The 24,540-nt window shown below is 65.3% G+C and carries 16 protein-coding genes; 8 read left to right on the top strand and 8 right to left on the bottom strand.

Going from position 1 to position 24,540, the window contains the following annotated elements:
- The first annotated feature begins 15 nt into the window (after positions 1-15).
- The 3 genes from CAG46_RS22880 (at position 16) to CAG46_RS22865 (ending at position 2,231) form a co-directional block, all read left to right on the top strand.
- Positions 16-585 carry a DUF4136 domain-containing protein gene (locus CAG46_RS22880; protein WP_025337576.1) on the top strand — a complete coding sequence of 190 codons (570 nt, stop codon included), beginning with the start codon at positions 16-18 and terminating at the stop codon, positions 583-585.
- 279 nt (positions 586-864) lie between these two features.
- The gene (locus tag CAG46_RS22870) at positions 865-1,335 is read left to right on the top strand and encodes a prepilin peptidase (protein ID WP_075044498.1); all 471 of its coding nucleotides are present in this window, start codon (positions 865-867) and stop codon (positions 1,333-1,335) included.
- Positions 1,336-1,454: 119 nt separating this feature from the next.
- On the top strand, positions 1,455-2,231 hold the full coding sequence (locus CAG46_RS22865; protein ID WP_085617873.1) for a response regulator transcription factor: 777 nt from the start codon (positions 1,455-1,457) through the stop codon (positions 2,229-2,231).
- A 135-nt stretch (positions 2,232-2,366) separates the two neighbouring features.
- Here the strand turns inward: CAG46_RS22865 and CAG46_RS22860 are convergent, their stop codons facing one another.
- Together CAG46_RS22860 and pbpC are read right to left on the bottom strand one after the other, a co-directional pair.
- Positions 2,367-4,031, bottom strand: coding sequence for a ShlB/FhaC/HecB family hemolysin secretion/activation protein (locus CAG46_RS22860; RefSeq protein WP_085617871.1), 1,665 nt, complete (start codon positions 4,029-4,031; stop codon positions 2,367-2,369).
- Between the two features lie 190 nt (positions 4,032-4,221).
- Positions 4,222-6,576 carry a peptidoglycan glycosyltransferase PbpC gene (pbpC, locus tag CAG46_RS22855; RefSeq protein ID WP_085617869.1) on the bottom strand — a complete coding sequence of 785 codons (2,355 nt, stop codon included), beginning with the start codon at positions 6,574-6,576 and terminating at the stop codon, positions 4,222-4,224.
- A 77-nt stretch (positions 6,577-6,653) separates the two neighbouring features.
- Between pbpC and CAG46_RS22850 the strand changes: the two genes are divergently transcribed.
- Positions 6,654-6,947, top strand: coding sequence for a hypothetical protein (locus CAG46_RS22850; RefSeq protein ID WP_025337571.1), 294 nt, complete (start codon positions 6,654-6,656; stop codon positions 6,945-6,947).
- A 164-nt stretch (positions 6,948-7,111) separates the two neighbouring features.
- Here the strand turns inward: CAG46_RS22850 and CAG46_RS22845 are convergent, their stop codons facing one another.
- Entirely contained in the window at positions 7,112-12,013 is a 4,902-nt protein-coding gene (locus CAG46_RS22845; protein ID WP_085617867.1) for an alpha-2-macroglobulin, read from the bottom strand.
- Positions 12,014-12,261: 248 nt separating this feature from the next.
- Between CAG46_RS22845 and CAG46_RS22840 the strand changes: the two genes are divergently transcribed.
- Positions 12,262-13,599 (top strand): MATE family efflux transporter, encoded by a 1,338-nt coding sequence (locus tag CAG46_RS22840; RefSeq protein ID WP_085617865.1) that lies wholly within the window; start codon positions 12,262-12,264, stop codon positions 13,597-13,599.
- A gap of 93 nt (positions 13,600-13,692) precedes the next feature.
- On the opposite strand, the gene CAG46_RS22835 is transcribed toward CAG46_RS22840, so the two are convergent.
- The 5 genes from CAG46_RS22835 to CAG46_RS22815 all read right to left on the bottom strand — a co-directional run bounded on the left by CAG46_RS22835 (position 13,693) and on the right by CAG46_RS22815 (position 18,641).
- Positions 13,693-14,148, bottom strand: a complete 456-nt coding sequence (locus CAG46_RS22835; RefSeq protein ID WP_085617863.1) for a transposase — start codon at positions 14,146-14,148, stop codon at positions 13,693-13,695.
- A 150-nt stretch (positions 14,149-14,298) separates the two neighbouring features.
- Positions 14,299-16,212: an arginine decarboxylase gene (gene speA / locus CAG46_RS22830; protein ID WP_025337567.1), complete on the bottom strand. Its 1,914-nt coding sequence runs from the start codon at positions 16,210-16,212 to the stop codon at positions 14,299-14,301.
- A 152-nt stretch (positions 16,213-16,364) separates the two neighbouring features.
- The gene (locus CAG46_RS22825) at positions 16,365-16,736 is read right to left on the bottom strand and encodes a translation initiation factor Sui1 (RefSeq protein WP_003257057.1); all 372 of its coding nucleotides are present in this window, start codon (positions 16,734-16,736) and stop codon (positions 16,365-16,367) included.
- A 298-nt stretch (positions 16,737-17,034) separates the two neighbouring features.
- The gene (locus tag CAG46_RS22820; protein WP_085617861.1) at positions 17,035-17,571 is read right to left on the bottom strand and encodes an NUDIX hydrolase; all 537 of its coding nucleotides are present in this window, start codon (positions 17,569-17,571) and stop codon (positions 17,035-17,037) included.
- 2 nt (positions 17,572-17,573) lie between these two features.
- On the bottom strand, positions 17,574-18,641 hold the full coding sequence (locus CAG46_RS22815; protein WP_013970713.1) for a DUF2333 family protein: 1,068 nt from the start codon (positions 18,639-18,641) through the stop codon (positions 17,574-17,576).
- Positions 18,642-18,889: 248 nt separating this feature from the next.
- Between CAG46_RS22815 and CAG46_RS22810 the strand changes: the two genes are divergently transcribed.
- The 3 genes from CAG46_RS22810 (at position 18,890) to CAG46_RS22800 (ending at position 24,444) form a co-directional block, all read left to right on the top strand.
- Entirely contained in the window at positions 18,890-20,248 is a 1,359-nt protein-coding gene (locus tag CAG46_RS22810) for a diguanylate cyclase (RefSeq protein WP_085617859.1), read from the top strand.
- A gap of 242 nt (positions 20,249-20,490) precedes the next feature.
- On the top strand, positions 20,491-22,452 hold the full coding sequence (locus CAG46_RS22805; protein WP_085617857.1) for a methyl-accepting chemotaxis protein: 1,962 nt from the start codon (positions 20,491-20,493) through the stop codon (positions 22,450-22,452).
- A 219-nt stretch (positions 22,453-22,671) separates the two neighbouring features.
- A complete protein-coding gene (locus tag CAG46_RS22800; protein WP_085617885.1) occupies positions 22,672-24,444 on the top strand; it encodes a protein-disulfide reductase DsbD in 1,773 nt (590 codons plus the stop codon).
- Positions 24,445-24,540: the final 96 nt, after the last annotated feature.

Genomic DNA, 24,540 nt, shown 5'->3' with positions numbered 1-24,540 from the left:
CAACGGAGAACCATCATGTTGCGCCGTCTCGTTCTACTGTCATTCGCGTTATTGCTCGCCGCCTGCTCCAGCAATAACGTCCAGCAGGATTTCGATGCCAGCCGTGACTTTGCCGCCTACCGCAGTTGGGCATGGCAGGAACCGGGCCTGCAGTACCGCCCGGACGACCCACGAATCAAGAGCGACCTGACCGAGCAGCGCATTCGCCAGGCAGTCGCAAACCAACTCGACCAGCGCGGCCTGCGCCCGGTGCAAAGTGGCGCGCGGCCAGACCTGACAGTGCGTGCGTACCTGATCGTCGAGCAGCGCCAGCAACAGATCACCACCAACTACGGCGGTGGCTGGGGGGGCTACTGGGGCGGCTATTGGGGTGGGCCGATGTACAACGAAACCCGCAGCGTCGACTACAAGGTCGCCACCATCCAGATCGACCTCTTCGATGGGCGTGACAGCAAGCTGGTGTGGCGCGGCAGTGCCGAGCAGATCATGAACAACTACCCGCCAAGCCCCGAGGAACGCAACAGCGCGATCCAGAACACCGTGACCAAGGTGTTGGCCAACTACCCGCCGGGGAGCAGGAAGTAACACCGAACGCGGTTATGCAGGCGCCGCAGCCCCTGTGGGAGCGGGTTTACCCGCGAAGAAAACAACGCGGTGCATGGCACCGGCTTTGCCGGTGTTCGCGGGTGAACCCGCTCCCACAAGGGTCGCCTGCGAGGCCTGTTTCAACAGCGACAAAATCCATCCCGGCCACGCCTTTTTCCCTCTCCCGCTCCACTCCCCGCAGGTTCCCGTCTATCTTCACTTAAGGAAACCTGACTGACCGGGTAGATGTGTTCAACATTTGGGAAGGGCGACCTGCCAATGCAAAGCATTGTTCTCCTGCTGTGGCTTGCCTTGTGCTCCGAACAAGACGTGCGTCAACGCCAGATATCCAACATGCTCACCCTTGGCGTGGCTACCTGCGCCCTGGCCTGGCTGTTCGCCACCGGCCACAGCTGGATCGGTGCCGATGCCAGCGATGCAGGCTGGGCGCTGGCCATCGTCATGCTGCTGACGCTGCCCGGTTACATGCTTGGCCGTTTCGGCGCCGATGACGTCAAGCTGATGGGCGCACTGGCGCTGGCCACCAGCCCGCAATACGTGCTTGGCACCTTCATCGGCGCCGGTGTCAGCGTGCTGCTGTGGCTGCTCACCCGCCGGCGCCTGTGGACCTTGCTCAACCCAAAGGTGAAAAAGCGTTTGCAGGCCCTGACCGAAGAAATGGGTGACAAGCAGGCGTTCGTCCCCTATGTGCTGGCCGGCTTTCTGTTGACAGCGGTATGGGTCCAATGAGCTAGCCTGTGGTCCGACACCTTGTACAAAACTTGTACATATTCGCTTGGTGCGACTATTTTTAAACTGCCAGAGCGTCTGGCCCGGGAGCAGGGCCGTATACGAACAGGGAGTGGATCGTGTCCAGACAAGTGAGTGAGTTGAAGGTTTTGGTGGTGGATGACCAACCGGTCATTGTCGAACAACTCTGTGAATTCCTCGAAACCAAGGGCTATGTTTGCGTACCGGCCCATTCTGCTGACGAAGCCATCGAGCGCTATATGGCAGACCCAGCCATCGGTCTGCTTATCTGCGACCTGCACATGCCGGGACGGGATGGCGTTGAACTGATGCGCACCCTGAAGCAGTTCGACGGCAGCCAGCGCATGTTCGAAGCCATCATGTTGACCGGGCGTGCCGAGAAACAGGACGTGATCCGCGCGCTGCGCGAAGGCTTTGCCGATTACTACCAGAAGCCGGTGGAACTCGATGAACTGCTTGAAGGCGTACGTCGGCAGGAAGAGGCATTGCTGGAACGCCAGCGCAACTTCCACGACCTCGGCGGATTGAATCAGCGCCTGCAGGATCTGGCCGAATCGATTGACGAGCTTTACCAGGATTTGGAAAAGGCCCGGGGCCAGGGTACTCATCGACGTGCCACGGATGTGGAAGAAAGCGAAAGCGAGCTGCCAGCGGCGTTCGAGAAGCTGTCGCCACGCCAGCTGGAGGTGGCCCGCCTGGTGGGCAAGGGCAAGACCAACTACCAGATCGCCTGTGAGCTGGGCATTACCGAGAACACCGTGAAGCTGTATGTGTCGCAGGTGCTGCGCCTGACCCACATGCACAACCGCACCCAGCTGGCCCTGGCACTGACACCCAGTTCGTCGCCGGTGCATCAGCGGTTTACTACCCATTGAGTAATTGATTCCCGGGGGCTGCTTCGCAGCCCAATCGCGACACAAGGCCGCTCCTACAGGGACTTCACAACCTTCAGGATGGCGGTGGACTTGTGGGAGCGGCCTTGTGTCGCGATTGGGGCGCAGCGCGCCCCCTTACATTTGAACGCCAAGCGTCAAAGTCAGCCGAGGCCCACGGTTCAGGCTGTCCAATGCCACATCCGCCAAAGGCTTGGCCAGCTCCAGCGCCACATTGAACAAGCGCCCATCGCCCAACCGCACACCAAGCGCCGCCGAAGCCAGGTGGGCATCCTCCACAGGCCCCCGGTTATGCCAGGCCTGCGCCGTATCCAACACCACATAGGGCTGCACCAACGCCAGCCAGTTGGCGTGCATGCTGTAATTCACCTCGTAAGCCACACCCCAGCCCTTGTCCCCGTCCGCCTGGTCGCGCGGGTAGCCACGGCCGAAACTCTGCCCGCCAAACCCCGCACGCTCGCTGTCGGGCAAGCGGTCATCACTCCAGTACAGCGCCCCGGACACCACCCCCTGCCAGTTACCGAGCAGCCTGTCGCTCTGCAAACCGGAAAGCCGCAACCGCAGAAAATCCAGATCGTAGTCGGCATCGCTGCGCGCCCCCAGGTAATCCAGGCCCTGATAGACCCCGGCGCTGACGATACGCAAACGGCCCTCTTCCACCTTGCGCCAGTCGCCCTCGAATGACAGCGCACGCACGTAGGTGTCGTAGTCCCGTGCCGATGACAACCCATCCACCCGGTCCTTGAAGTGCTCACTGACCGAATACACCTGCCCCTGCACCACCATCCATTCATCCGGCCTGACGATCACCGGCTGGCGCAGGCCGATCGCATAGCGATCGCTGTCGCGCTTGCGGGTGATGTCACGGCCATCGTCCAGACGAATCCGCGTGCCGGGCTCGCTGCGGTAGCGCGAAGCCGACAGCAGCAGCTGGCTGCCGCCCGCGTCCAGGCACTGGCTGTAGGCCAGGCGCTGGTAATGCACCTGGTCATCCCCCGGCGGCAGCAACAGGCTGGCCTCGATCTGTTCGGCAAAGCGAGTCTGGGCGTGGCTGGTTGCCGTCATCAGCGCCTGCGCATCGTCGCGGTTGCCATCAACAACGGCAACAGCAGCGCTGAACGGCTTGCGCTGCGCATGCACGGTCAACCGCGCAGCACCATCAGCGGTTTGCGCCACGGCCAGCTGCGGCTCTATCCTCACCCCCGGCAGGCGCTCGGCCAGGCCCAGGTAGCGCTCCAGCGTTTCCCGGGTCAGCGGGCGCTCGGTTGCAAGGCGCTCCAGCAGTTGGTGCAGATAGGCGCCGGCCGGGCCGATATCGCCGTCCACGCGGTAATCACGGATATAGCCTTCGACCAGCACCACATTGACCCGGCCATCGGCCACCTCCTGCGGCGGCAGGTAGGCGTACGACAACAGGTAGCCTTCCTGCCGATAGCGCTGGGTCAGGCGCGCGGTGTACTGCTGCAGCTCGCCCAACGTGGTCTGGTGCCCGATCAGCGGTTGGTAGTGATCGCGCAGGTCGCTCAAGGGGAACACCGTGCCGCCTTCGAAGCGCACTTTATGCAGCACCAGCGGGGTATCCGCAGGCGCCCACGCGGGGCTGTCAACCTCCACCCCGGCCAGCTGCAGGTGAGCGCTGACCGGGCGGTAGGCGTCTATTGGCAGGTTGGCGCCGGGCAGGCGACGTTCGTACTCATGGCTGTCGAGAAAACCCGGCAAAGGTTCGGCATGGGCCGCAAGCGCCCAAGGCAGCAACAACAGGGGCACGGCCAGAGGACGCATAGGGCGCTCCATGTTCCCTGGGGCTGCGTTGCAGCCCTTCGCGGGCTCCGCTCCCAACCTGTGGGAGCGGGCGTGCCCGCGAAGGGCCGCAAAGCGGCCCCAAATTGCTTGACTGACAGGCATCAGGGGCGCCAGCCGATCACACCCGTTACTTGCAAGCGTAGGTGCTGCCCCGGCCCTCGTCGAACGGCTACTCGCTGACCTGGAACACCACGCGCGCCGTCTCGCCGCTTTCATCCAGCGCGCTGATTTCCGCCTGGCCTACCTGTTGGAAGCGCACCAGCAGGCTGTCCTGCCCCTGGGTTTCGCCCAATGGCTGGCCGTTGAGGAACCACCAGCGCCGCCCGCCGCCGCCCAGCGCCGACACATACAGTTGCAACGGTTCGCTGCTGGTGGCCGGGCGGCGAAGGTTGTCGCCCGGGCGCACGCCCACGATCGAAAGCGGAGGCGCGCTGGCCGGCACCTGCGGCGGGCAGGCTGGGTCGATGGCCGGCAGGCGCGCCGCACGCCGCTCCACACGTGGCAGCCAAGGCTCCAGCGGGGCGGGCCATAGGGCGATATCGCGGGCCTTGGCGCCCGGGCAACTGCCATCGACGCGCAGCCCCTGGTCGTTGACCCATACGCTTTCGCGCAGGCCCAGGCCGAGTGGCTGGTCGGCGGCCTGCAGGGTTGGCGGGGTAGTGCCGTCCAGGGTCCAGGCGAAACGCTGACGCCGGCAGTTGCGGTCCTGTTTGTTCATCGGCTGGCCCAACGGCCAACAGATCGCCGCCACGCTGACATTGGCCGGCACCCGCTCCACCGGCACGCCGATGCCACGCTGGCTGTCACGGTTGCTCAGCAGGTCGTGCACCTGCAGCATCAGCGGCGCCGCCGAAGCCAGCCCGAATTGGCCGGGTACCGGTGTGCCGTCGGGGCGGCCGATCCATACGCCGATCAGGTAGCGCGGGCCCACGCCGATCGACCAGGCATCGCGAAAGCCGTAGCTGGTGCCGGTTTTCCAGGCCAGTTGCGGGCGTTGTACCAGCTCGGCATGCGGGTCGCGGTCGGGGCGCGCCTGGCCGCTGAGGATACGCCGGATGATCCACGCAGCCCCTGGTGACAGCAGGCGCCGTTCCAGCAACGGATCCTGCGGTTGCAGGCGCACCCGCGCACTGTTGCCACCCCGCGCCAAAGCCGCGTAGCCACCCACCAGGTCCTCCAGGCGGCTGCCCGCCCCACCCAGGATCAACGACAGGTTGGGCTCGGCCAGGGGCGGCAGTATCAGCGGTATGCCCGCCATGCGCAGTTGCGCGGCAAAGCGTTTCGGGCCGTAGGCCTCCAGCAGCTGCACCGCCGGCAGGTTGAGCGACAGCGCCAGCGCCGAACTGGCCGACACCGGTCCGCTGAAACCCATGGAGAAGTTGCCGGGGCGATAGTCGCCATAGCGTCGCGGCACATCCTGCAGCAGCGACTCGGAATGAATCAGGCCATCATCCAGCGCCATGCCGTAGAGGAACGGCTTGAGGGTGGAGCCCGGCGAGCGCAACGAACGCACCATGTCGACATGCCCGAAGCGGCGCTCGTCGGCCAGGTCGATGGAGCCCAGGTAGGCACGCACCGCCATGGTCTGCGCATCGACCACCAGGATGGCGGCGGAGGTGCGCTCCGGCAGCCGTGCGCGCCAGCCCAGCAGCAGGTCTTCGAGGCGACGCTGCAGCGCGGCGTCGAGCGTGGTGCGGATCAGCGGCGGGCTGTCGGCGCTGTTCAGGCGCCGGGCCAGCAGCGGCGCCAGGGCCGGTTCCTGACGTGGCGCCAGCACCAGCGGTTCTTCACCTGCCTCACGGATTTGCTGGGCCGGCCACACCTGGTATTCGGCCAGGCGTTGCAGCACCTTGTCGCGGGCGCGCTGGGCACGCTCGGGGTGACGGTCCGGGCGCAGGCGGCTGGGCGCCTGGGGCAGCACGGCCAGCAGCGCCGCTTCGGCCGGGGTCAGGTGCATGGGCGACTTGCCCAGGTATGCCCAACTGGCGGCCGCCACGCCCTGCAGGGTGCCGCCGAAAGGCGCGCGGTCCAGGTAGATCTGCAGGATTTCGCGCTTGGACAAATGCCATTCCAGCTGCGCCGTGCGCCACAGCTGGCGCAGTTTGCCGGCCAGGGTGCGTTCATGCGGGTCGAGCAGGCGCGCGACCTGCATCGACAGCGTGCTACCGCCCGACACCACACGCCCGCCACGCAGGTTCAGCCAGGCAGCGCGGGCCAGGGCCAACGGGTTGACCCCGGGGTGGCTGTAGAACCAGCGGTCCTCGTAGGTCAGCAGCGCCTGCAGATACAGCGGCGAAACCTCGTCGGGGCTGACCGGGTAGCGCCACACGCCATCGGCATCGGCAAAGCGCCACAACGGCGTGCCGTCCTCGGCCAGCACCACGCGGGCCAGGTCGTCGCCGGGCATGGGCAGCGGCCAGAGGCGGTCGGCCAACCACAGCAGGCCGAACAGCACCAGCATGCCGATCACCGTGGTGCGCAACAGCCTGCCCGCACGGGTACGCGGCCGCGTTAAGCTTGGCATCGGGAACCGACCTGGCCAGGTGATGGCCAAAGGCTTGGGAACGGCAACATCGCCGATTCGTTCATCAGGAAGCAACTATGCATGTAGAAGGTTTTTTCGAGTGGCTGGGCCAGGCGCTGGGGTCGTTGATCCGCTTCATCGTCGACGCATTGAGCGGGCTGTTCAACCTGCTGGCCAGTGCCGGAGGCAATTTCATCGATGGCCTGGCGCGCACCCTGGGCATGGAGACCTCGCTGCTCAGCATCCTCGCCCTGATCATCGGGCTGGTGCTGCTGTACTCGGCAATCCGCGCGTTCATGCGCGCCTCGATCATCCTCGGGATCATCTGGCTGCTGCTGGGGTTGTGGGTGATGAGCTGGGTGATTCACTAAGTACGGCACCGTTCCTGTAGGAGCGGCCTTGTGTCGCGATCGGGCGCGCAGCGGCCGCAAAAGCTGGCGACGCGGTCGACCTTTTGCTCCGCGTGCTCAGGCTTTGGGGCCGCTTTGCGGCCCAATCGCGACACAAGGCCGCTCCTACAACAGACCGCGTCGCCTTAGCGGGCTTTTACGGTCATCTCCCCTTGCCCATCCCCCACGGCCTGCAGGTTTGGCCGGTACATCGATTCGACCTGCGGCGGCGGCACGCGGTAGGTGCCCGGGGTCACTGCCCGAGCCAGGTACAGCAGGTGGGTGGTGCCGTAGCTGTCCAGCTTGAGCGCGGAGACGTAACGGTCATCGCGATACTCCTGGTGCACCACGCTGGCATTCTGCATCGACTCGCGCCATTCCTTCACCGCACTGCTGGCGTTGTCCAGGCTGGCGGCACTCTGCGCCAGGTTCTGGTTCTCCAGCTCCAGGCCTGCCGGCAGCAAGTCCACCACCAGCGCATCCGGCACCCGGTCTTCAGCCTTGAGCGCCAGGTGCACCAGCACCAGGTCGCCGCTGCGCAGGTTGTGCAGGTCCAACGGCTGGCCATTCATGCCCAGGTACTCACGGCGGATCTGCATGCCGTTGCCACCGGCCGCAGGCGCCTGGCGTGGGTAACCCGACAAGGTCAGTTGCTGGTACAGCGTTTCGCTGCCTTGGTTCTGCACACTCAATGGCGAAGCCAGCAACGGGCCTTCGAGCTTCATGCCTGCCTCGGCATTGTTGAACTCGCGCACTTCGCCCGCGCTGTCCAGGCGCGCCTGCCACTGGCCTTCCGGCTTGCCCAGCAGGCCACGGCCGGCCAGGAACAGCGCATTGCGCTCCTGGGTCGACAGCCAGCGGTTGGCCGCCAGTTCATCCGACAGGGCGAACAGGCGCTGGTCGACCTGGCGGCTGGCCAGGTTGCTTTCCTGCAGCAGCGCCAGGATCAGTGCCTGGTCGCGCAGGGCGCTACCATAGTCGGCCATCCAGCCTTTACCGCGGCTGATGCCCAGCCCCGCCTGCAGGGCCTGCTCGGCACGCGGCTTGTCGCCCATCTTGTCCAGCGCCACCGCCAGTTGCACCAGCGGCAGGCCAGAGCGGGCGTCGGCGCGGCGTTCGAACAGGCCACGCAGGGCACCCAGCGGCGCCTGCTGGCTGCGCGACAGCACCAATGCCGCATAGGCCTGCACGGCGAAGCGGGTGTGTTCGGCGTTCTCGCTGTAGTCGACTTCGATCAGGTTGCGCTCCTGCAGGTAACGCAGCAGGCGCTCGCTGGCCTTCTTCAGCGCTTCGGCCGGCACACCATAGCCTTGGTCACGGGCGCGCAGCAGGAAGTCGGTGACATAGGCGGTCAGCCAGTATTCTTCTTCGCTGTCCGAGCTCCACAGGCCGAAGCTGCCGTTGTAGCGCTGCATGCCCAGCAGGTGCTCGATACCCATCTCGATCTTGCGCTTGCGCACATCGGCAGGCTCACCCTTGATGCCCAGGCGCTTGAGGCTGTCGGCATCGGCATACAGCGACGGGTACAGGCCGCTGGTGGTCTGCTCCAGGCAACCGTAGGGGTAGGCTTCGAGGGCACGGATCTGCTCGGCCAGGTTCAGCGGTGGCCGGCTCGACAAGGCCAGGCTGGCTTCAAGCCCGGCGGGTTCGAAGGCGGCCAGGTCCGCTTCAGGCAGGGTCCATGGCTGGTCCTTCAAGGCCACGCGGTAGTGCTTGAGCATCGCCGGGTAGGCCGGGCGCACGCCCAGCGTCCACTCGCGCTCGAACGCGCCGGTCGGCTCGTTCGGCAGTTGCAGGCCAGTGACCCGCACATGCACCTTGCCCTGCCCCAGGCCTCCCTGGGCCTGTACCGGGATCATCAGCGTCGAGCGCTGGCCTTCAGCCAGGGCAACGTTCTGCACGGCGTTGGCCGCCAGGCTCAGCTGCCCTTCGGTGCTGATTTCAACGTTCAGCTGCTGGGCACGGCCCGACAGGTTGGCCAGGTCCAGCGCCAGACTGGTGCGGTCGCCACCGGCCAGGAACCGCGGTGCCGAGAGCTCGGCGATCAGCGGCGCAGCGACCACGGTCTTGCCTTCGGCCATGCCGAACTGTTCCTCGGTCCAGGCCTGGGCCATCAGCCGCAGTTCGCCATTGAAGTCGGGGATATCGACCGTGGCCTGGCCCTCGCCCTTGTCGTCCAGGGTCACCGGCAGGCTCTGCTGGGCGACGATGGTCACCGTGGTGTTGGGGCGCTTGCCACCCTTGGCCATCGCCGCGTCGCCACCAAATGCCAGGCTGGCCAGGCGGCCCTGGCCGGCTTCGATCAACTGGCCGTAGATATCCAGCTGGTCAGCACCGTAAGCCTTGCGCCCGAACAGGCTGGCGAACGGGTCGGGGGTCTTGAAGTCGGTGATGTTGAGGATGCCCACATCCACCGCCGACAACAGCACATGCACCTGTTTCGGCACGCTGCCATCGGCATTTGCAGCCTTGACCTTCACGGTCAGCGGCTGTTTCGGGCGCATTTTCTCCGGCGCCTGCAGGCTCACCGCCAGCTTGCGCTCGGCGCGGTTCAGCGGCAGGTGCAGCACGCCCACCGCGCGTTTCGGCGTGGCGTTGGCCTTGCGCTCACCCGGGCGGATCACCAGCGCGCTGATGTACAGGTCGTGGCGGGCCCACTGCTTGTCCAGCTGCACGTCGAACGTCTTGCCCTCGGCGGGCACGTCGATCTCCTGCCACCACAGCGGGCCATCGCTGGACTCGATCATCAGGTAGCCACTGCCGGCTGCGGGCGGGGTGACGGTGACCTTGGCGGTAGCGCCGTCGGCATAGGCCGGTTTGTCCAGCGCCAGCTTGACCTGGTCCGGCCGCACCGCGCCGCCTTCGGCGTTGTCCTGGGCGCGGTAGCCGGCCCAGAAGCGCGAGCTGGACACTAGGCCCGTCTCCGGATCCTCCACCTCGACACGGTAGGGGCCCCATTCCACCTGGAAGCTCAGCTTGGCGGTGGAGCCGGCCTTGACGCTGACGGTCTCTTCGCTCTGGGTGAGGAACTTCTCGTTGTAGGCGTAGCTCCAGCCATCGCTCTGCGAGTAGTTCCAGTAGTAGTCGCGGCGCTCGCGTACCAGCCGCACCTTGAGGTCGTTGGCTGCCAGCTTCTTGCCGTTGCGGTCGGCCACCAGGAACTCGAACTCCACCGGCCCGTCACTGTCGGTTTCCTCGCCGTCGAACAGGCCACGCAGGCCTGGCAGGCGCTCGGCCGGCCAGATGGGTTGTTCCAGGCGCCGGGTGATCGGCCGGCCACCGGACTCCTGCAGGCTGGCCTGTACGGTCAGTTGCAGCGGCGAGCGGGCTTCGGCCCAGCGGCTTTCGATATCGACCACGGCCTTGCCGGCCTGGTCGAGGGTGACTTCGTCCAGCTCCAGGTCCTGGTTCAGCTCGGTTTCGGTGACCGAGCCGAACTGGTAGCCCGGCTGCGCCGGTACCGCCTCGCGCAGCGGGCGAACATAGGCCTGGCCGCTCAGGCGGTTGCCGGCAGCCGGGGCGCCGTAGAGGTAACGGCCATTGACCTGGATGCGCGCATCCTGATCCGGAGACAACGGTTTGCTGCTGCCCTTGAGTTCCAGCGCCAGGCGCTCGGGCAGGAAGTCTTCGACGAGGAATTCATACACCTGCTTGCGCCCGCCGCCCAGGTCGAGCAGCAGTTGCCAGCGGCCGGTCGGGGCCTCGCTGGCCAGCTGTAGCTGGTACTGGTACAGGCCATTGCCGTCGGCTTCCCAGACGAACTTGCGGCTGACCTGCTCATCCGGGCGACGCACTTCCACGCTCACTGGCTGCGCCTTGACCGGCTTGCCGTCCTGGTCGCGCAGCAGGCCGTTGAGCAACACCGTTTCACCGGGGCGATACAGGTCACGCGGGCCGAAGATGAAGAACTGCAGCGGGTTGGCCTGCGGGCCGGTGATGTCGAACTCGGCCAGGTCCAGCGCCGCGCTGCTCAGGCGCAGCAGGGTGGTGTGCACACCCTGGGTGGCGATCAAGGTGTCGGCCTTGGGCGTGATCGGCAGCTGGGCGTGGCCATCACTATCGGTGCTGGCCTGGGCCAGCAGCTTGCCCTTGTCGTCATGGATTTCCAGGTTCACGCCGTTCATCGCCTTGCCACCTTCCAGGGCCTGGGCGAACACATCGAGGCGGTCGCGGTAGCGATGCGCGGACACACCGATGTCGCTAAGAGTGAACAGGGTCGCTGGTTGCGAGTAGTCGTAGGTGCCCGAGGCTCGCATCACCGCCAGGTACACGCCTGGCTCCTGCAGCGGCTTGATGCCGGCGATCGGCAGCAGCACGGTCTCGCGGGTGTTGCGTGCGGGGTTGAGGTCGAAGCGGCCGCTGTAGACCAGTTCGGCCATGTCCAGGGTTTCCTTGGACTGGTAGTAGTACAGGCTGCTGTTGCGCCCCCAGTTGACCAGGAAGGTCGAGAGCATGTCCGGCTTCACGCGGAAGAACTCGACATCGACCTTGTCGACGTTGAGGGCGATCACCGGCAGGCCCTCGGCCAGGCGCGTGGGCAGCAGCGAACCGCGGCTGGCGAAGCCGATGGTCGGCTGCATATCACGGGTTTCCAGGCGGCTGATCGACTCGCTGTCCAGTTGCTTGCCATTGACCGCCAGCAGGCCCTTGTCGACGGTCAGCACCAGCTTGCGCTGCGGCTCCAGGTGGCGCAGGCGCAGCTCCATCTGGTTGTCGGAGAGCTCCCAGGCGCCGTCGAGCTTGCCTTTGACGGTGTCGACCAGGTGCACTTTGCTGGCGAAGTCCTGCTTGGCATCCAGCGGCGCGGAGAAGCTGATCGACAGCGTCGCGGCGCCATCGAGCTGCACTTCGGAAACATCCAGCACCGTCAGCTCGCGGCCCTCGTAGCGTTTGGCGAGTACGGCCGGGTCTTCGCGTTGGGGTGCCGGGGTGGCAGCGGGCGCTGTGGCCGCCGGCTTTTCGGATGGCGCCGGCTTGCCCGGCGTCGAAGAGTCACAGGCACTGAGCATAGCCAGCGCGCAGGCCAGCAACAATCCTTTGTTGAACATGGAGTAGAACTCTTTGGCAGCGTGTACGTGAGGGCAGCAACTATAGCGCAACTATGGTCGCGCGAATTGACTGCATGGCCGGTACACTGCTGGCAATTTAGAAAAGCGGGGGCGCTTTGCGCCCCTTTCGCGACACAAGGCCGCTCCCACAGGTACTGCACAGGCTTCCAGTTTGCACGCCACCTGTGGGAGCGGCCTTGTGTCGCGAAAGGGCTGCGCAGCAGCCCCAGGATTCCCCAGGACACCCGATGACCTCACTGACCGCCGACTGGCAGCACCGCCCCACCCACCACAAGGTCTGGGCCCTGGCCGCGCCGATGATCCTGTCCAACATCTCCGTGCCGCTGGTAGCCCTGGTCGACAGCACGGTCATCGGCCACCTCCCCCACGCCCACCAGTTGGGTGCCGTAGCCGTGGGCGCCACGCTGTTCACCTTCATGGTCGGCCTGATGGGCTTCCTGCGCATGGGCTCCACCGGCTTCGCCGCCCAGGCCGCCGGCCGTGGCGACGGTGCAGCGCTGCGCCAGGTGCTGGTACAAGGGCTGCTGCTGGCGGTCGGCTTCGCCCTGCTGATCGGCCTGCTGGCCCTGCCCTTCAGCCAGCTGGCGCTGCAGGCGATGCAACCTAGTGCGGCCCTGCAGCAAGCCACCGAAGACTTCTTCCATACCCGCCTGCTCGGCCTGCCCGCGGCACTGGCCAGCTACGCCCTGGTCGGCTGGTTCCTCGGCACCCAGAACGCGCGGGCGCCGCTGGCCATCCTGCTGACCACCAACCTGCTGAACATCGCCTTGAACCTGTGGTTCGTGCTTGGCCTGAATTGGGGCGTGCTGGGCTCGGCGCGGGCGTCGGTGATTGCCGAGTGGAGCGCCGCCCTGCTCGGCCTGGCCCTGACCCGCCCGGCCCTGCGCGCCTACCCGGGGCAGATCGTGTGGGCGGCGCTCAAGCGCTGGCAGGCCTGGCGGCCGCTGCTGGCGGTGAACCGCGACATCTTCCTGCGCAGCCTGGCGCTGCAACTGGTGTTCCTGCTGATAACCGTACAGGGCGCTCGCCTGGGCGAAGCCACCGTGGCGGCCAATGCCCTGCTGCTCAACGGCCTGCTGCTGACTGCCTATGCGCTCGACGGGTTGGCGCATGCGGTGGAGGCCCTGTGCGGCCATGCCATTGGCGCCCGCGACCGCGACACATTGCGCCGCTCGCTGGTGGTGGCCTGTGGCTGGTCGCTGATCACCAGCCTGGGGTTTGCCGGGTTGTTCCTGCTGGGCGGGCACCTGTTCATCGATTTGCAGACCGACATCGAAAGTGTGCGGGCAGCGGCCTATCCGTACCTGCCGTACCTGGCATTGCTGCCGTTGATCGCGGTGTGGAGTTATTTACTGGATGGCTTGTTCATTGGCGCGACCCGGGCGCGGGAGATGCGTAATGCGATGTTGGTGTCGGTGGTGATTGCGCTGCCACTGGCTGTGGCCATGAGGGGGTTCGGCAACCATGGGTTGTGGTTGGCGTTTCTCGGGTTCATGGGGTTGCGGGCGGTGACGTTGGGGTGGGTGGGGTGGCGGTTGCAGGAAAAAGGGCTTTGGGTTCAGTAATGCCGGGGCCGCTCCCACATTGATCGGCGTACGCAGGACTTTGTGGGAGCGGCCTTGTGTCGCGAAATGAGGGCGAAGCCCTCACCTGCGGATTCACAGCCACACACAATCCCAATGTGGATAATCACCAGCCCGCCGCACCAGGCCAGCCCGAATGGGATTCGCTATGATGTAGCGCGCCACTGCCCTCACATCCTCCTCGCGGCGCAAAGCCCGGTCATGAAAGCTGGTCTGCCAGATATGCCGCCTTTCAGCCCCCACCTTGTACAGCGCACAACTGCTTCTGGACTTGAACTCGCACATCAGCCTACCCAGGGTCGACGGCCCAAGCTCGACAAGCCAGTGAAGATGATCCGGCACCAAGACCCACGCCAGAGACCGACACGCCTTGCGCTCTTCGCTGAGCCGCAATTGCTGGATAACTGTTCTGGCGAACAAGAAGTCTTTGAACAACGGTGTTCGGTTGCGGGTGGTCGTGGTGAGCAGGTAGAGACGCCCTGGTTCGGACACTCGGCCACTACGTAAACGATGGGAGCCGGGACTTTCCATGTCGTCCTCCTTTGAACATTGCATTCAAAGGTAGCGGCGCTGATGCGATAGGCGAGGACTGGACCATTACCAGGTATGACGCGGTGAGGGCTTCGCCCTCATATCGCGACGCAAGGCCGCTCCCACAAAAAAGCGGGAGCGGCCTGGCAATTATGACGACAGGTACGAAGACCGGGTCAGACCAAGGCGCAGGGCATCCAGGAACTGGGTCCGCTCCCGCGCAGTGATCTTGGCGCTGGCCACCTTGTCACGGTAGTGCGTCATCAACTCCTCCGGCGACAGGTGCACATAGCGCAGCATGTCTTCGATGGTGTCGTGGGTCTCGATACCGGCGTGGTACACGCTACCGTCGGCGTTCTGGTAGATGTTCACCGAGTCGGTGTCACCAAACAGGTTGTGCATGTCACCGAGGATTTCCTGGTAGGCACCGACCAGGAACACACCCAGCAGGTAGTCCTCGCCCTCCTTCACCGCATGCACCGGCATGCTGGTCTCGATGCTCTGCTCGTCGACGTACTGGTTGATCTTGCCGTCGGAGTCGCAGGTCAGGTCCTGCAGCACGGCACGACGCATCGGCTCTTCGTCCAGGCGGTGCAGCGGGATGATCGGCAGTACCTGGCCGATGGCCCAGGTGTCCGGCAGGCTCTGGAACACCGAGAAGTTGCAGATGTACTTGTCGGCCAGCTTGTCGTTCAGCTCGTCCAGCACCTGGCGGTGCGAGCGCTGGCGGGCTTTCAGCGAGTTGTGCAGGCGGCGGCACACGGCAAAGTAGCACTGCTCGGCCAGGGCCTTCTCGGCCAGGCTGATCTTGCCATCGGCATACTGCGCGGCCACGTCACCCATGTAGTGGGTGGCGCGCCAGTAGGTCTCGGTCACCATCTCGATGTCGGTCGGGCCGAGCAGGTCGACCAGCCACTGCACGGTCTCGGGCAGGGCTTCCTTGTTCTCGATGGTCGGCACGTCGTCGTTGTGCTTCTCGACGTCGGTCACCTGGATCACCAGCATGGCGTGGTGCGCGGTCAGCGAACGGCCGCTCTCGGAGAAGATGTGCGGGTGCGGCAGGCCCTGCGCGTCGCAGAACTCCTTGAGCATGCCCACCACCACGCCGGCGTAGTCGTCCATGTCGTAGTTGATCGAGCTGGCATTGCGCGAGTGGGTACCGTCGTAGTCCACGCCCAAACCACCGCCAACGTCGATATGGTCGACCGGCAGGCCCAGCGCACGCAGCTCACCGTAGTAACGGATGGCTTCCTTGAAGCCGTGCTGGTAGTCGGCCAGGTTGGCGATCTGCGAACCCATGTGGAAGTGCAGCAGGCGGATACCCTGGTCCAGGCCGGCATCGCGGAAGCGCTGCACCACCGAGATCAGCTGGGCGGCGGACAAGCCGAACTTGGACTTCTCGCCACCGGTGTCGGCCCACTTGCTCGAGGCCAGCGACGACAGGCGCACGCGCAGGCCGACCTGCGGCTTGACCTTGAGCTCGGCAGCCTCATCGATCACCAGGGCCACTTCCGACTCTTTCTCGATGACGATGAACACGTTGTGGCCGAGCTTCTGGCCCATCAGCGCCAGGCGGATGAACTCGCGGTCCTTGTAGCCGTTGCAGACGATGGTGCCGCCCTTCGGCGCCAACGCCAGCACTGCCAGCAGCTCGGGCTTGGAGCCGGCTTCCAGGCCAATGGAGACGTTCTGCGTGGCGATGATGTTTTCCACCACCGCTTCCTGCTGGTTGACCTTGATCGGGTACAGCGCGGTGTACTTGCTCTGGTATTCCAGGCGCGCGATGTTGGCATCGAAGGCGCCGGTCAGCTGGCGCACGCGGTCTTGCAGAATGTCGGGGAAGCGCACCAGCAATGGCAGCGACAGGCCGCTCTGGCGCAATTCGTCGACCTGTTCGAACAGGTCGATCGGTGCGCTTTTGGGGCCGTTGGGGCGTACTTCGACGCGCCCGGCTTCATTGATGGCGAAATAACCAGCGCCCCAATGGCGGATACCATAAACACTGCGGCTGTCGGCCACGGTCCATTGGCTACCATCGTCTTTGCGTGTGCGTCGTACGGACATTCAAGTCCCCTATAGATAAGTCGAAGACACTGCCCCGCAAGGAGGCGGGCGCAGTGTAAAAGCCAAAAATGACGATTCGTCCGTGCCCTCGGGTAGACCCTGGTCACGGCAACGAGTTTAGAAAGCACTGGGCAAAAAATCGCGTGGCCGCATCAGCCGCCGGATTTTTTCGCCTTGAAGCCCTGCTTGGTCAGCTCACCGATCAGCAGTTCGACATGGTCGCCCTGGATTTCGATGACCCCATCCTTCAGGGCGCCACCGGTACCGCAGCGGCGCTTGAGGGTAGAGGCCAGCTCCTTGAGCTGATCGAGCGGCAGCGGCACGCCGGTGACGGTGGTCACGGTCTTACCGCCGCGGCCCTTGCTTTCGCGGCGCACACGGGCAATGCCATCGCCTTCGGGGATGACCTGCTGCTTGCAGGTACAGGCATCCACCGGCTGGCTACAGTCGGGGCAGTGCCGACCGGTGTCGGTGGAGTAAACGAGACCGCCAAGGGCGGCGAAGGAAGAAGCTTTCTTGGCCACTTTTGTTCCTCTGTGCTGAGGACAAAAACTGGTCGGCCCCAGGGGGTTGAGCCCGACCGCGAAGCCCCACTCTGGCAGGGGCGGCGCTACCACCGCAAGACCTGCGGCAGCCCGAAAAGGGCGCGCAGTGTAACGATAAATCCGGCTGTTGCTAAGTACTGGAATGCGGCATTTTGCGAATGTTTTGCGACCCCTTCGCGGGTAAACCCGCTCCCACAGGTACTGCGCAGGTTTCACGACCTGTGAAATCCCTGTGGGAGCGGGTTTACCCGCGAAGGGGCCGGCATGGGCCACGCATCTATTTGAGGCTGGCTTTGTAGCGCTGCAACGCCGCCAACGAGTCCGGGCAATACGGCTTGGTCAGGCTTTCTTGCTCAGCCTGCTCCAGGCCAATGAAGCGTGCCTCGATCACCTCTTCCGGCTGTAACCGCAACGGCGCATCCGACACCGCCGAATACACCGCACACCACAAGTGGTTATCTGGCTGGTCAAAGTAGAACCGCTCATGAAAACGCAGCTCCACACCGTCGATCCCCAGCTCCTCGGCCAGCTCCCGCGCCGCCGAATCGGCATACGCCTCCCCGGCCGTCACCATGCCGCCTGCCGCCACATCCCAGTACCCCGGGTACAGCGCCTTGCTCAGGGTGCGCCGGTGCACGCACAGTTCACCGGCACTGTTGAACAGCAGAATGAACGTGCAACGCCCGATCAGGCCGCGCTCGCGCAGTTCGGCGCGGGGCAAGGCACCCAGCACCTGGTCGGCTTCGTCCACCCAGGTGACCAGTTCTCGGTCGGAAGCCGCCCGGTGGGCGGCCTCGTTCGGGCTGATCGCCATCATCAACCCTGCGACAGCAGCTGACGCAGGTCGATGACCGCCGCGTTGGCCCGGGAAATGTAGTTGGCCATGACCAGCGAGTGGTTGGCCCACATGCCGAAGCCGCTGCCGTTGAGCACCATCGGGCTCCACAGGGCTTCCTGCGAGGCTTCCAGCTCACGGATGATCTGGCGCACGCTGACCGTGGCGTTCTTCTTCGCCAGCACGTCGGCAAAGTCCACCTCGATGGCGCGCAGCAGGTGCGACAGCGCCCAGGCCTGGCCACGGGCTTCGTAGAACACGTTGTCGATCTGCAGCCATGGGGTTTCCACCAGCTCCTCGTCCACCTGCGGTGCCTGGCCGGCGACCAGCGACTCTGTCTTCAGCGTGGTGTTGAGCTTGACCCGGCCAACGCTGGCCGACAGGCGCTGCGACAGCGAGCCCAGGCGGGTGGCCACATCACCCAGCCAGTTGTTCAGGTTGTCGGCACGGGTGTAGAAGATCGCGCCCTTGTCGCCGGCAGCCAGACGGGTCTGGTAGCGGGTCAGCGACTTGATGCCCTCTTCGAACTCCGACTCGCTCGATGGCAGGATCCAGCTCTTGTTGTCGAAGTTGAAACGCGGCTCGGCCTTGGCCAGGTCGGCGTCTTCGGTCGACTGCGACTGCGAACGGGCGAAGTCCTTGCGCAGGGCACGGGACAGGTCGCGCACCTGGACCAGCACGCCATATTCCCAGCTCGGCATGTTGTCCATCCACAGCCCTGGCGGGAAGCGGTCGTTGGAAATGTAGCCACCGGGCTTGTTCAGCAAGGTGCCGGCCACGGTCTTGAGGGTTTCGATAGTGGTGTAGCCCACCACCATCTGCTGGCCGGTACGCTCGGCTGCGGCCTGGGCGTTCTGCTGCACCGGGAACAGCTCCGGCTCCTGGCTCCAGTACCAGCCCAGGCCGATACACACCAGCAGGTACAACCCGATCAGGGTCCCCAGGGCACGGCTCCAGAGGCCGCCAAGGTAGCTACGGGCGGCGGCGCCACGGCCGTCGACACGCTCGCGGGGCTCGGCTTTGGCCTCGCGGTTTTTCCAGTCCAGCATGGCTTTGTCCTTAATCAGTCACGACGGTTCAGGGGCTTGGACCACAGGCCTGCGCCAGGGTGCCACGGCAAGCCCGCGTGGCAGCACTATAAAGCAGACACCGCCTTACGCATAAGCGACCAATCGGTCAGCAACTGAATATTCGTTCTGGCCGCTTTGTTGATGCAGCGCACTCACGCGCCTGAAAAGAACTGCTAGCATAGAGCCATCATCGCCCCTGCACACCCCAACCTACAAGTAGCCAGGACATGAGCCAAGCAGCCGAGCCGAGCCCGTTGTGCCCCGCCCAACAGCTGACGCGTAGCGGCCTGCGCAAGGACGACCCGCTCGACCAGGTGCTGCTGCCGCCCCTGCGCAAGCCGGTGTATATCCTGCTGCAGGACCACGAACGTGCCCAGCGCCTGGCCCAGCAACTGGAATTCTTTGGCCTGGTGGTGCAGGCGCTGGCCAGCGCCGCGGCGTTTCAGGCCTCGATCGGCGAATACCCGCCCTCGGCCATCATCATGGATGTCGACTTCAACGGTGCCGGCCAAGGCTTGCTGCTCGCTGCCCAGGTGCAGCAGGGGTTGGCCCGGCATATACCGCTGCTGTTCTTCAGCCACCACGAAACCGACACCCCGACCCGCCTGGCCGCCGTGCGCGCCGGTGGCCAGGACTTCCTCACCGGCACCCTGGAAGCCTCCAGCCTGCTGGAAAAGGTCGAACTGCTGACCAATGCCACCCAGCATGACCCGATGCGCGTGCTGATCATCGACGACTCACGCACCCAGGCGCTGTACACCGAGCGCGTGCTGGCCAGTGCCGGCATGATCACCCGCAGCCTGACCGACCCGATCCGCACCATGGCCGAGCTGGCCGACTTCCAGCCCGACCTGATCATCCTCGACCTGTACATGCCGGCCTGCACCGGCCCTGAGCTGGCCAAGGTGATCCGCCACAGCGACCGTTATGTGAGCGTGCCGATCATCTACCTGTCTGCCGAGGACGACCTGGACAAGCAGTTGGATGCCATGAGCGAAGGCGGTGATGACTTCCTGACCAAACCATTTCGCTCACGCCACCTGATCACCACCGTGCGCAACCGCGCCGCCCGCGCCCGGCACCTGAAGGCGCGCATGGTGCGCGACAGCCTGACCGGGTTGTACAACCACACCCACATCCTGCAACTGCTGGAAGATTGCAGCTTCCGCGCCCGTCGCGAGCAGCAGCCGTTGAGCTTTGCCATGCTCGACATCGACCACTTCAAGAAGATCAACGACCGTCATGGCCACCCCATGGGCGACCGGGTGATCAAGAGCCTGGCGCTGTTTCTCAAGCAGCGCTTGCGCAAGACCGATTTCATTGGCCGTTACGGTGGTGAAGAGTTCGCCATTGTCATGCCCAATACCGCGCTGGACGCGGCGCACAAGGTGCTGGACGAAATCCGGCGGCGCTTTGCCGAGATTCTCTACCCGGCGCAGCCACGGGACTTGCAGTGCACCTTCAGTGCCGGGGTGGTGCAAATGGATGAGGGGTTGGATGCGCTGACCATGGCCAGTGCGGCGGACGAGGCGCTGTATCGGGCCAAGCATGCCGGGCGTAATTGTGTGGTGCGTGTAGAGCCCTGAATCAGGCTTTGCCTGTGCCGGCCTCTTCGCGGCTAAAGCCGCTCCCACAGGTAATCCACCGGACTGAGGGATTGCGCAGTCCCTGTGGGAGCGGCTTTAGCCGCGAAGAGGCCGGCACAGATTGACATGGAGGCACTGTGCCACTTTTTTATGGCGCCAACCCCCTGTCGTCATCACCCCGTCACAAAATCGCAATAACTTCAGCCACCGACCTCCCCCTCCCCCGCAGGAAGCTCGCGGCTATGCGCCTGAAGTGGCTGACCAATTTCAACACCCTGTTGCTGGTAACCGTGTGTATCGCCCTGGGCGCCACCCTTTGGTGGTCGCAGCGGGCCCTTGAGCGCCCCTACCAGTTGATGGAGCGCTACCTGGGCCTGTCACAGCAGTTCCAGAACCATGCGGCCCGCAACATCCAGGCGTACCTGGGCAGCGGCGATGCCCTGCGCCACGCCGCGGCGATGGAGGCCAACCAGCAACTGCAGGCCGCGCTGGCCGAATGGCCCAGCGAACTGGCAGACAAACTGCGCCCCAGCCTGGACAGCCTGCAGGCCTTTACCGCCGCGGAGCTGCTGGCCGCCGGCAAGCTGGCCGGCGACCCGCAAGCCCTGCTGCTGCAGGCCGAGCGGGAACTGGGTGCCAACTTCGAACAACTGGCCGGCTACGCCCGCGACAGCGGCAGCGCCGACGCCAACCGCTACCTGGTGCCACTGCTCGACGCCACCGTGCACCTCGGTCGCCTGTCGCTGGCCCGGGACAAGCTGGTCAGCAGCGGCCGCCCGGAGCTGGCCGACGAAGTGGAGCGCGAACTGCAACTGATCCGTGCCCAGGCCCAGGCGATCGACGCCTTGCCCTTGCTGGGCGTAACCCGTAGCGCCGAATCCGGGGCCGACGACTTCGCCGCGATGATGGGCCTGGAAACCCAGGCCACCGCCCAGCAGGAAGACATTGCCGTCGGCCTCAAGCGCGAACTGCAGAGCCTGCTCGGCCGCTACCCGGCCGAACTGCAGCGCACCCGCGAACAGATCGAGCGCCGCGTCGCCCTGGCGGCCAGCACCGGCCAACGCCTGGAGGCCGTGCAACAGGCCATTGCGGCGCTGGAGCCCGAGGTACGCGCCCAGCATGGGAAAATTGCCGGCGAAGTGCGCATCATCCAGGGCCTGATGATCGGCCTGATCCTGCTTATCGCCCTGCTGATCGACACCTTGCAACGCCGCCTGGCGCGCACCCTGACCGGCCTGGCCCCGGCCCTTTCGCGCTGGGCCGAGGGTGACTTCGCCGAGGCCATCGCCCTGGGCAGGACCAACCGCGAACTGCGCGACATCCAGGAATCGCTCAACCGCCTGCGCCAGTACCTGGTGGAGCTGGTCGGCACCATCCGCCACAACGCCGAGCAGGTGGCTGGCAGCAGCCACGCCCTGGCCGGCATGAGCGCCGCCCTGCATGACGGCGCCGAACGCCAGGCCGGCGACACCGGGCAGATCCGCGATGCCTTGGGTGAGCTGGAAGCGACCATCCAGCAAGTAGCTGGCGACGCCAGTGCCGCAGCCGACGCCAGCCGCGATGCCGGGCGTGCAGTGGAGCAGGGCCAGGCGGTGATCGGCCAGAGCCTGTCAGGCTTGCGTGAGCTGGTCGACGAGGTGCAGGGCAACGCCCGCATGATCGAGCAACTGGCGGAGGAGTCGGCCACCATCGGTGGCGTGCTGACGGTGATCCGCTCGATTGCCGAGCAGACCAACCTGCTGGCGCTGAATGCCGCGATCGAAGCGGCCCGCGCCGGTGAGATGGGCCGTGGTTTCGCCGTGGTGGCCGATGAGGTGCGTTCGCTGGCACAGCGCACCACCGGGGCGACCGGCGAGATTCAGGCACTGATCGACCGCTTGCAGCAGGCAGCCAGAAGTTCGGTGGCCGGGATGCGTGCGCAGCTTGAGCATGCCGAGGCCACGGCCAACCAGGCCCAGGCGGCGGATGGGGCGCTGGACGAGATTGTCTGTGCCATTCGCACCATTTCGGACACTGCGGTGCGGATTGCCGATGTCACGGCGCAGCAGAGTGGTGCCGTGAGCGAGATTCGCGACCACAGCGAGCGGATTCACGAGCTGGGTGAGGACAACCTGCAGCGCATTGGCGAGGGGCGCGAGCAAGGCGAGCAGTTGCTGAGCCTGGGCGGTGAACTGAACCGGGCGGTGCGGGCCTTCAGAGTCTAGGTTGGCCTGTGCTGGCCTCTTCGCGGGTAAACCCGCTCCCACAGGGATAGCGCATGGCTTGAGGTTTATGCGGTCGAGGTGGGAGCGGGTTTACCCGCGAAGAGGCAGGCACAGGCAGCACATGAGCCAGCGGCCATGTGTCGCCCCCGCCACCCGCATGGCCCCAACCTGCACCAACTCCGCTATCATGCCCAGCACGTTCCACCTCGCGAGTCCGCCATGCGCCGCCTGTTTTTCCTGCTGTTCCTGCTGCTGGCCAGCCCTGCCTTCGCCACGGGCCTGCTCGACAACCGCCCCAGCGCCACCCTCGGCGCAGCTTCGCTGGCCAACAACGCCGACTTCCTGCCGGTACACGAGGCCTTCAAGCTCAGCCTGGTCCAGGCCGATGCGCAAACCATCAAGCTGCGCTTCGTCGCTACCGACGGCTACTACCTCTATCGCCACCGTTTCCAGTTCCGCACCGAACCGGCCGACATTGCCCTTGGCACACCAAACATCCCCAAGGGCGAGGCCAAGCACGATGAGTTCTTCGGTGATGTCGAGGTATACCACGGCGTGCTCGATATCGAGCTGCCGCGCAACGACCCGCGTGCCTTCACCCTGCTGGTGGGCTACCAGGGCTGCGCCGACAAAGGCCTGTGCTACCCGCCGGAAACCGCACGCCTGAGCATCGATGGCGAAGGCAGCGCAAGCACCCCGGCCAGCGGTGAACACGCCTGGAGCTGGAAGTCGCTGCTGCTGTTCTTCCTCGCCGGGGTGGGCCTGACGTTCACCCCCTGCGTGCTGCCGATGCTGCCGATCCTCTCCGGCGTGGTGCTGCGTGGCCAGGCCGGCGGCCTGCGCGGGCTGGCGCTGTCGCTGGCCTACGTGCTGCCGATGGCAGCCAGCTTCGCGGTACTCGGCGCCCTGATGGGGTTGTTCGGCGCCGGCCTGAACCTGCAGGCGCGCCTGCAATCGGCCTGGGTGCTGGTGCCCTTCGCGCTGTTCTTCGTGGTGTTCGCCCTGGCCATGTTCGGCCTGTTCGAACTGAAACTGCCGCAAGCCCTGAGCAACCGCCTGAACAATGTCGCCAGCCACACCCGGGGCGGCTCGCTGCTGGGCGCGGCAATACTGGGCGTACTCTCCAGCCTGCTGGTTTCGCCCTGTGTGTCGGCGCCGCTGGCTGGTGCGTTGCTGTACATCAGCGCCAGCGGCGATGCCCTGGGCGGCGCATTCAAGCTGTTCGCCCTGGGCCTGGGCATGGGCGCACCATTGCTGCTGGTGGCTACCGGTGGCGCGGCCTGGCTGCCGAAAAGCGGCCCTTGGCTGAACTCGGTGAAGAACGCCATCGGCGTCCTGCTGCTGGGCTTGGCCATCGGTTTGCTCAGCCGTGTGCTGCCAGGCCCGCTGACCTTGCTGCTGGTCGGTTTCCTCGCCGCTGGCGTGGCGCTGTTCCTCGGTGCCCTCGAATTTGTCGTCAAGACCGCGCGCCAGCGCCTGGCCCAACTGCTCGGCCTGGCCTTGCTGGTGTACGCCCTGGCCTGCTGGTACGGAGCCCTCAGCGGCCACGGCGACCCGCTGCGCCCGCTGCCGCCGGCAACCCTTGTGGCCACCGGCAACGGGCCGGCGGTGCAGGCGGATAGCTGGCAGACCATCACTACCCCCGCCGCTCTGGACGCAGCCCTGGCCCAGGCCAAGGCGGCCGGCCAGCCGGTACTGCTGGACTGGTACGCCGACTGGTGCATCAGCTGCAAGGTGATCGAGCGCGAGGTGCTCACCGCCCCGCAGGTGCAAGCGCAACTGGCTGGCTTCAAGCTGCTGCGTTTCGACATCACCGAAAGCAATGCCGAACAACGCAGCCTGCTCGACCGCTACCAGCTGTTCGGCCCTCCCGCCCTGTTGTTCTTTGCCGCGAACGGTAGCGAAATAACCGCTGATCGGGTCATTGGCGAGATAGATGCCGGTGAATTCGCGCAAATTCTGACACGCGTGCGCGGCAAAGTCGGTCTATAACTTCCCGCGAGCTGTGAAAAATCCTGAAATCAGTGACCAAATTTAATTATTTGGTCACATACTTCGCGCGAACCTCGGACATCGTGCTGGCTATTG

The sequence above is a fragment of the Pseudomonas sp. B23(2017) genome (assembly GCF_002113725.1).
GTDB lineage: Bacteria > Pseudomonadota > Gammaproteobacteria > Pseudomonadales > Pseudomonadaceae > Aquipseudomonas > Aquipseudomonas putida_Z.
Note: the sequence above shows the minus strand (reverse complement) of the source record. Positions and strands in the feature narration are given on the sequence as shown.

Excerpts from the sequence above, each read along its gene's own strand:
- CAG46_RS22880 (WP_025337576.1), top strand. The coding sequence starts at position 16 with ATGTTGCGCCGTCTCGTTCTACTGTCATTCGCGTTATTGCTCGCCGCC.
- CAG46_RS22870 (WP_075044498.1), top strand. The coding sequence starts at position 865 with ATGCAAAGCATTGTTCTCCTGCTGTGGCTTGCCTTGTGCTCCGAACAA.
- CAG46_RS22860 (WP_085617871.1), bottom strand. The coding sequence starts at position 4,031 with ATGCGTCCTCTGGCCGTGCCCCTGTTGTTGCTGCCTTGGGCGCTTGCG.
- pbpC (WP_085617869.1), bottom strand. The coding sequence starts at position 6,576 with ATGCCAAGCTTAACGCGGCCGCGTACCCGTGCGGGCAGGCTGTTGCGC.
- CAG46_RS22850 (WP_025337571.1), top strand. The coding sequence starts at position 6,654 with ATGCATGTAGAAGGTTTTTTCGAGTGGCTGGGCCAGGCGCTGGGGTCG.
- CAG46_RS22845 (WP_085617867.1), bottom strand. The coding sequence starts at position 12,013 with ATGTTCAACAAAGGATTGTTGCTGGCCTGCGCGCTGGCTATGCTCAGT.
- CAG46_RS22840 (WP_085617865.1), top strand. The coding sequence starts at position 12,262 with ATGACCTCACTGACCGCCGACTGGCAGCACCGCCCCACCCACCACAAG.
- CAG46_RS22835 (WP_085617863.1), bottom strand. The coding sequence starts at position 14,148 with ATGGAAAGTCCCGGCTCCCATCGTTTACGTAGTGGCCGAGTGTCCGAA.
- speA (WP_025337567.1), bottom strand. The coding sequence starts at position 16,212 with ATGTCCGTACGACGCACACGCAAAGACGATGGTAGCCAATGGACCGTG.
- CAG46_RS22820 (WP_085617861.1), bottom strand. The coding sequence starts at position 17,571 with ATGGCGATCAGCCCGAACGAGGCCGCCCACCGGGCGGCTTCCGACCGA.
- CAG46_RS22815 (WP_013970713.1), bottom strand. The coding sequence starts at position 18,641 with ATGCTGGACTGGAAAAACCGCGAGGCCAAAGCCGAGCCCCGCGAGCGT.
- CAG46_RS22810 (WP_085617859.1), top strand. The coding sequence starts at position 18,890 with ATGAGCCAAGCAGCCGAGCCGAGCCCGTTGTGCCCCGCCCAACAGCTG.
- CAG46_RS22805 (WP_085617857.1), top strand. The coding sequence starts at position 20,491 with ATGCGCCTGAAGTGGCTGACCAATTTCAACACCCTGTTGCTGGTAACC.
- CAG46_RS22800 (WP_085617885.1), top strand. The coding sequence starts at position 22,672 with ATGCGCCGCCTGTTTTTCCTGCTGTTCCTGCTGCTGGCCAGCCCTGCC.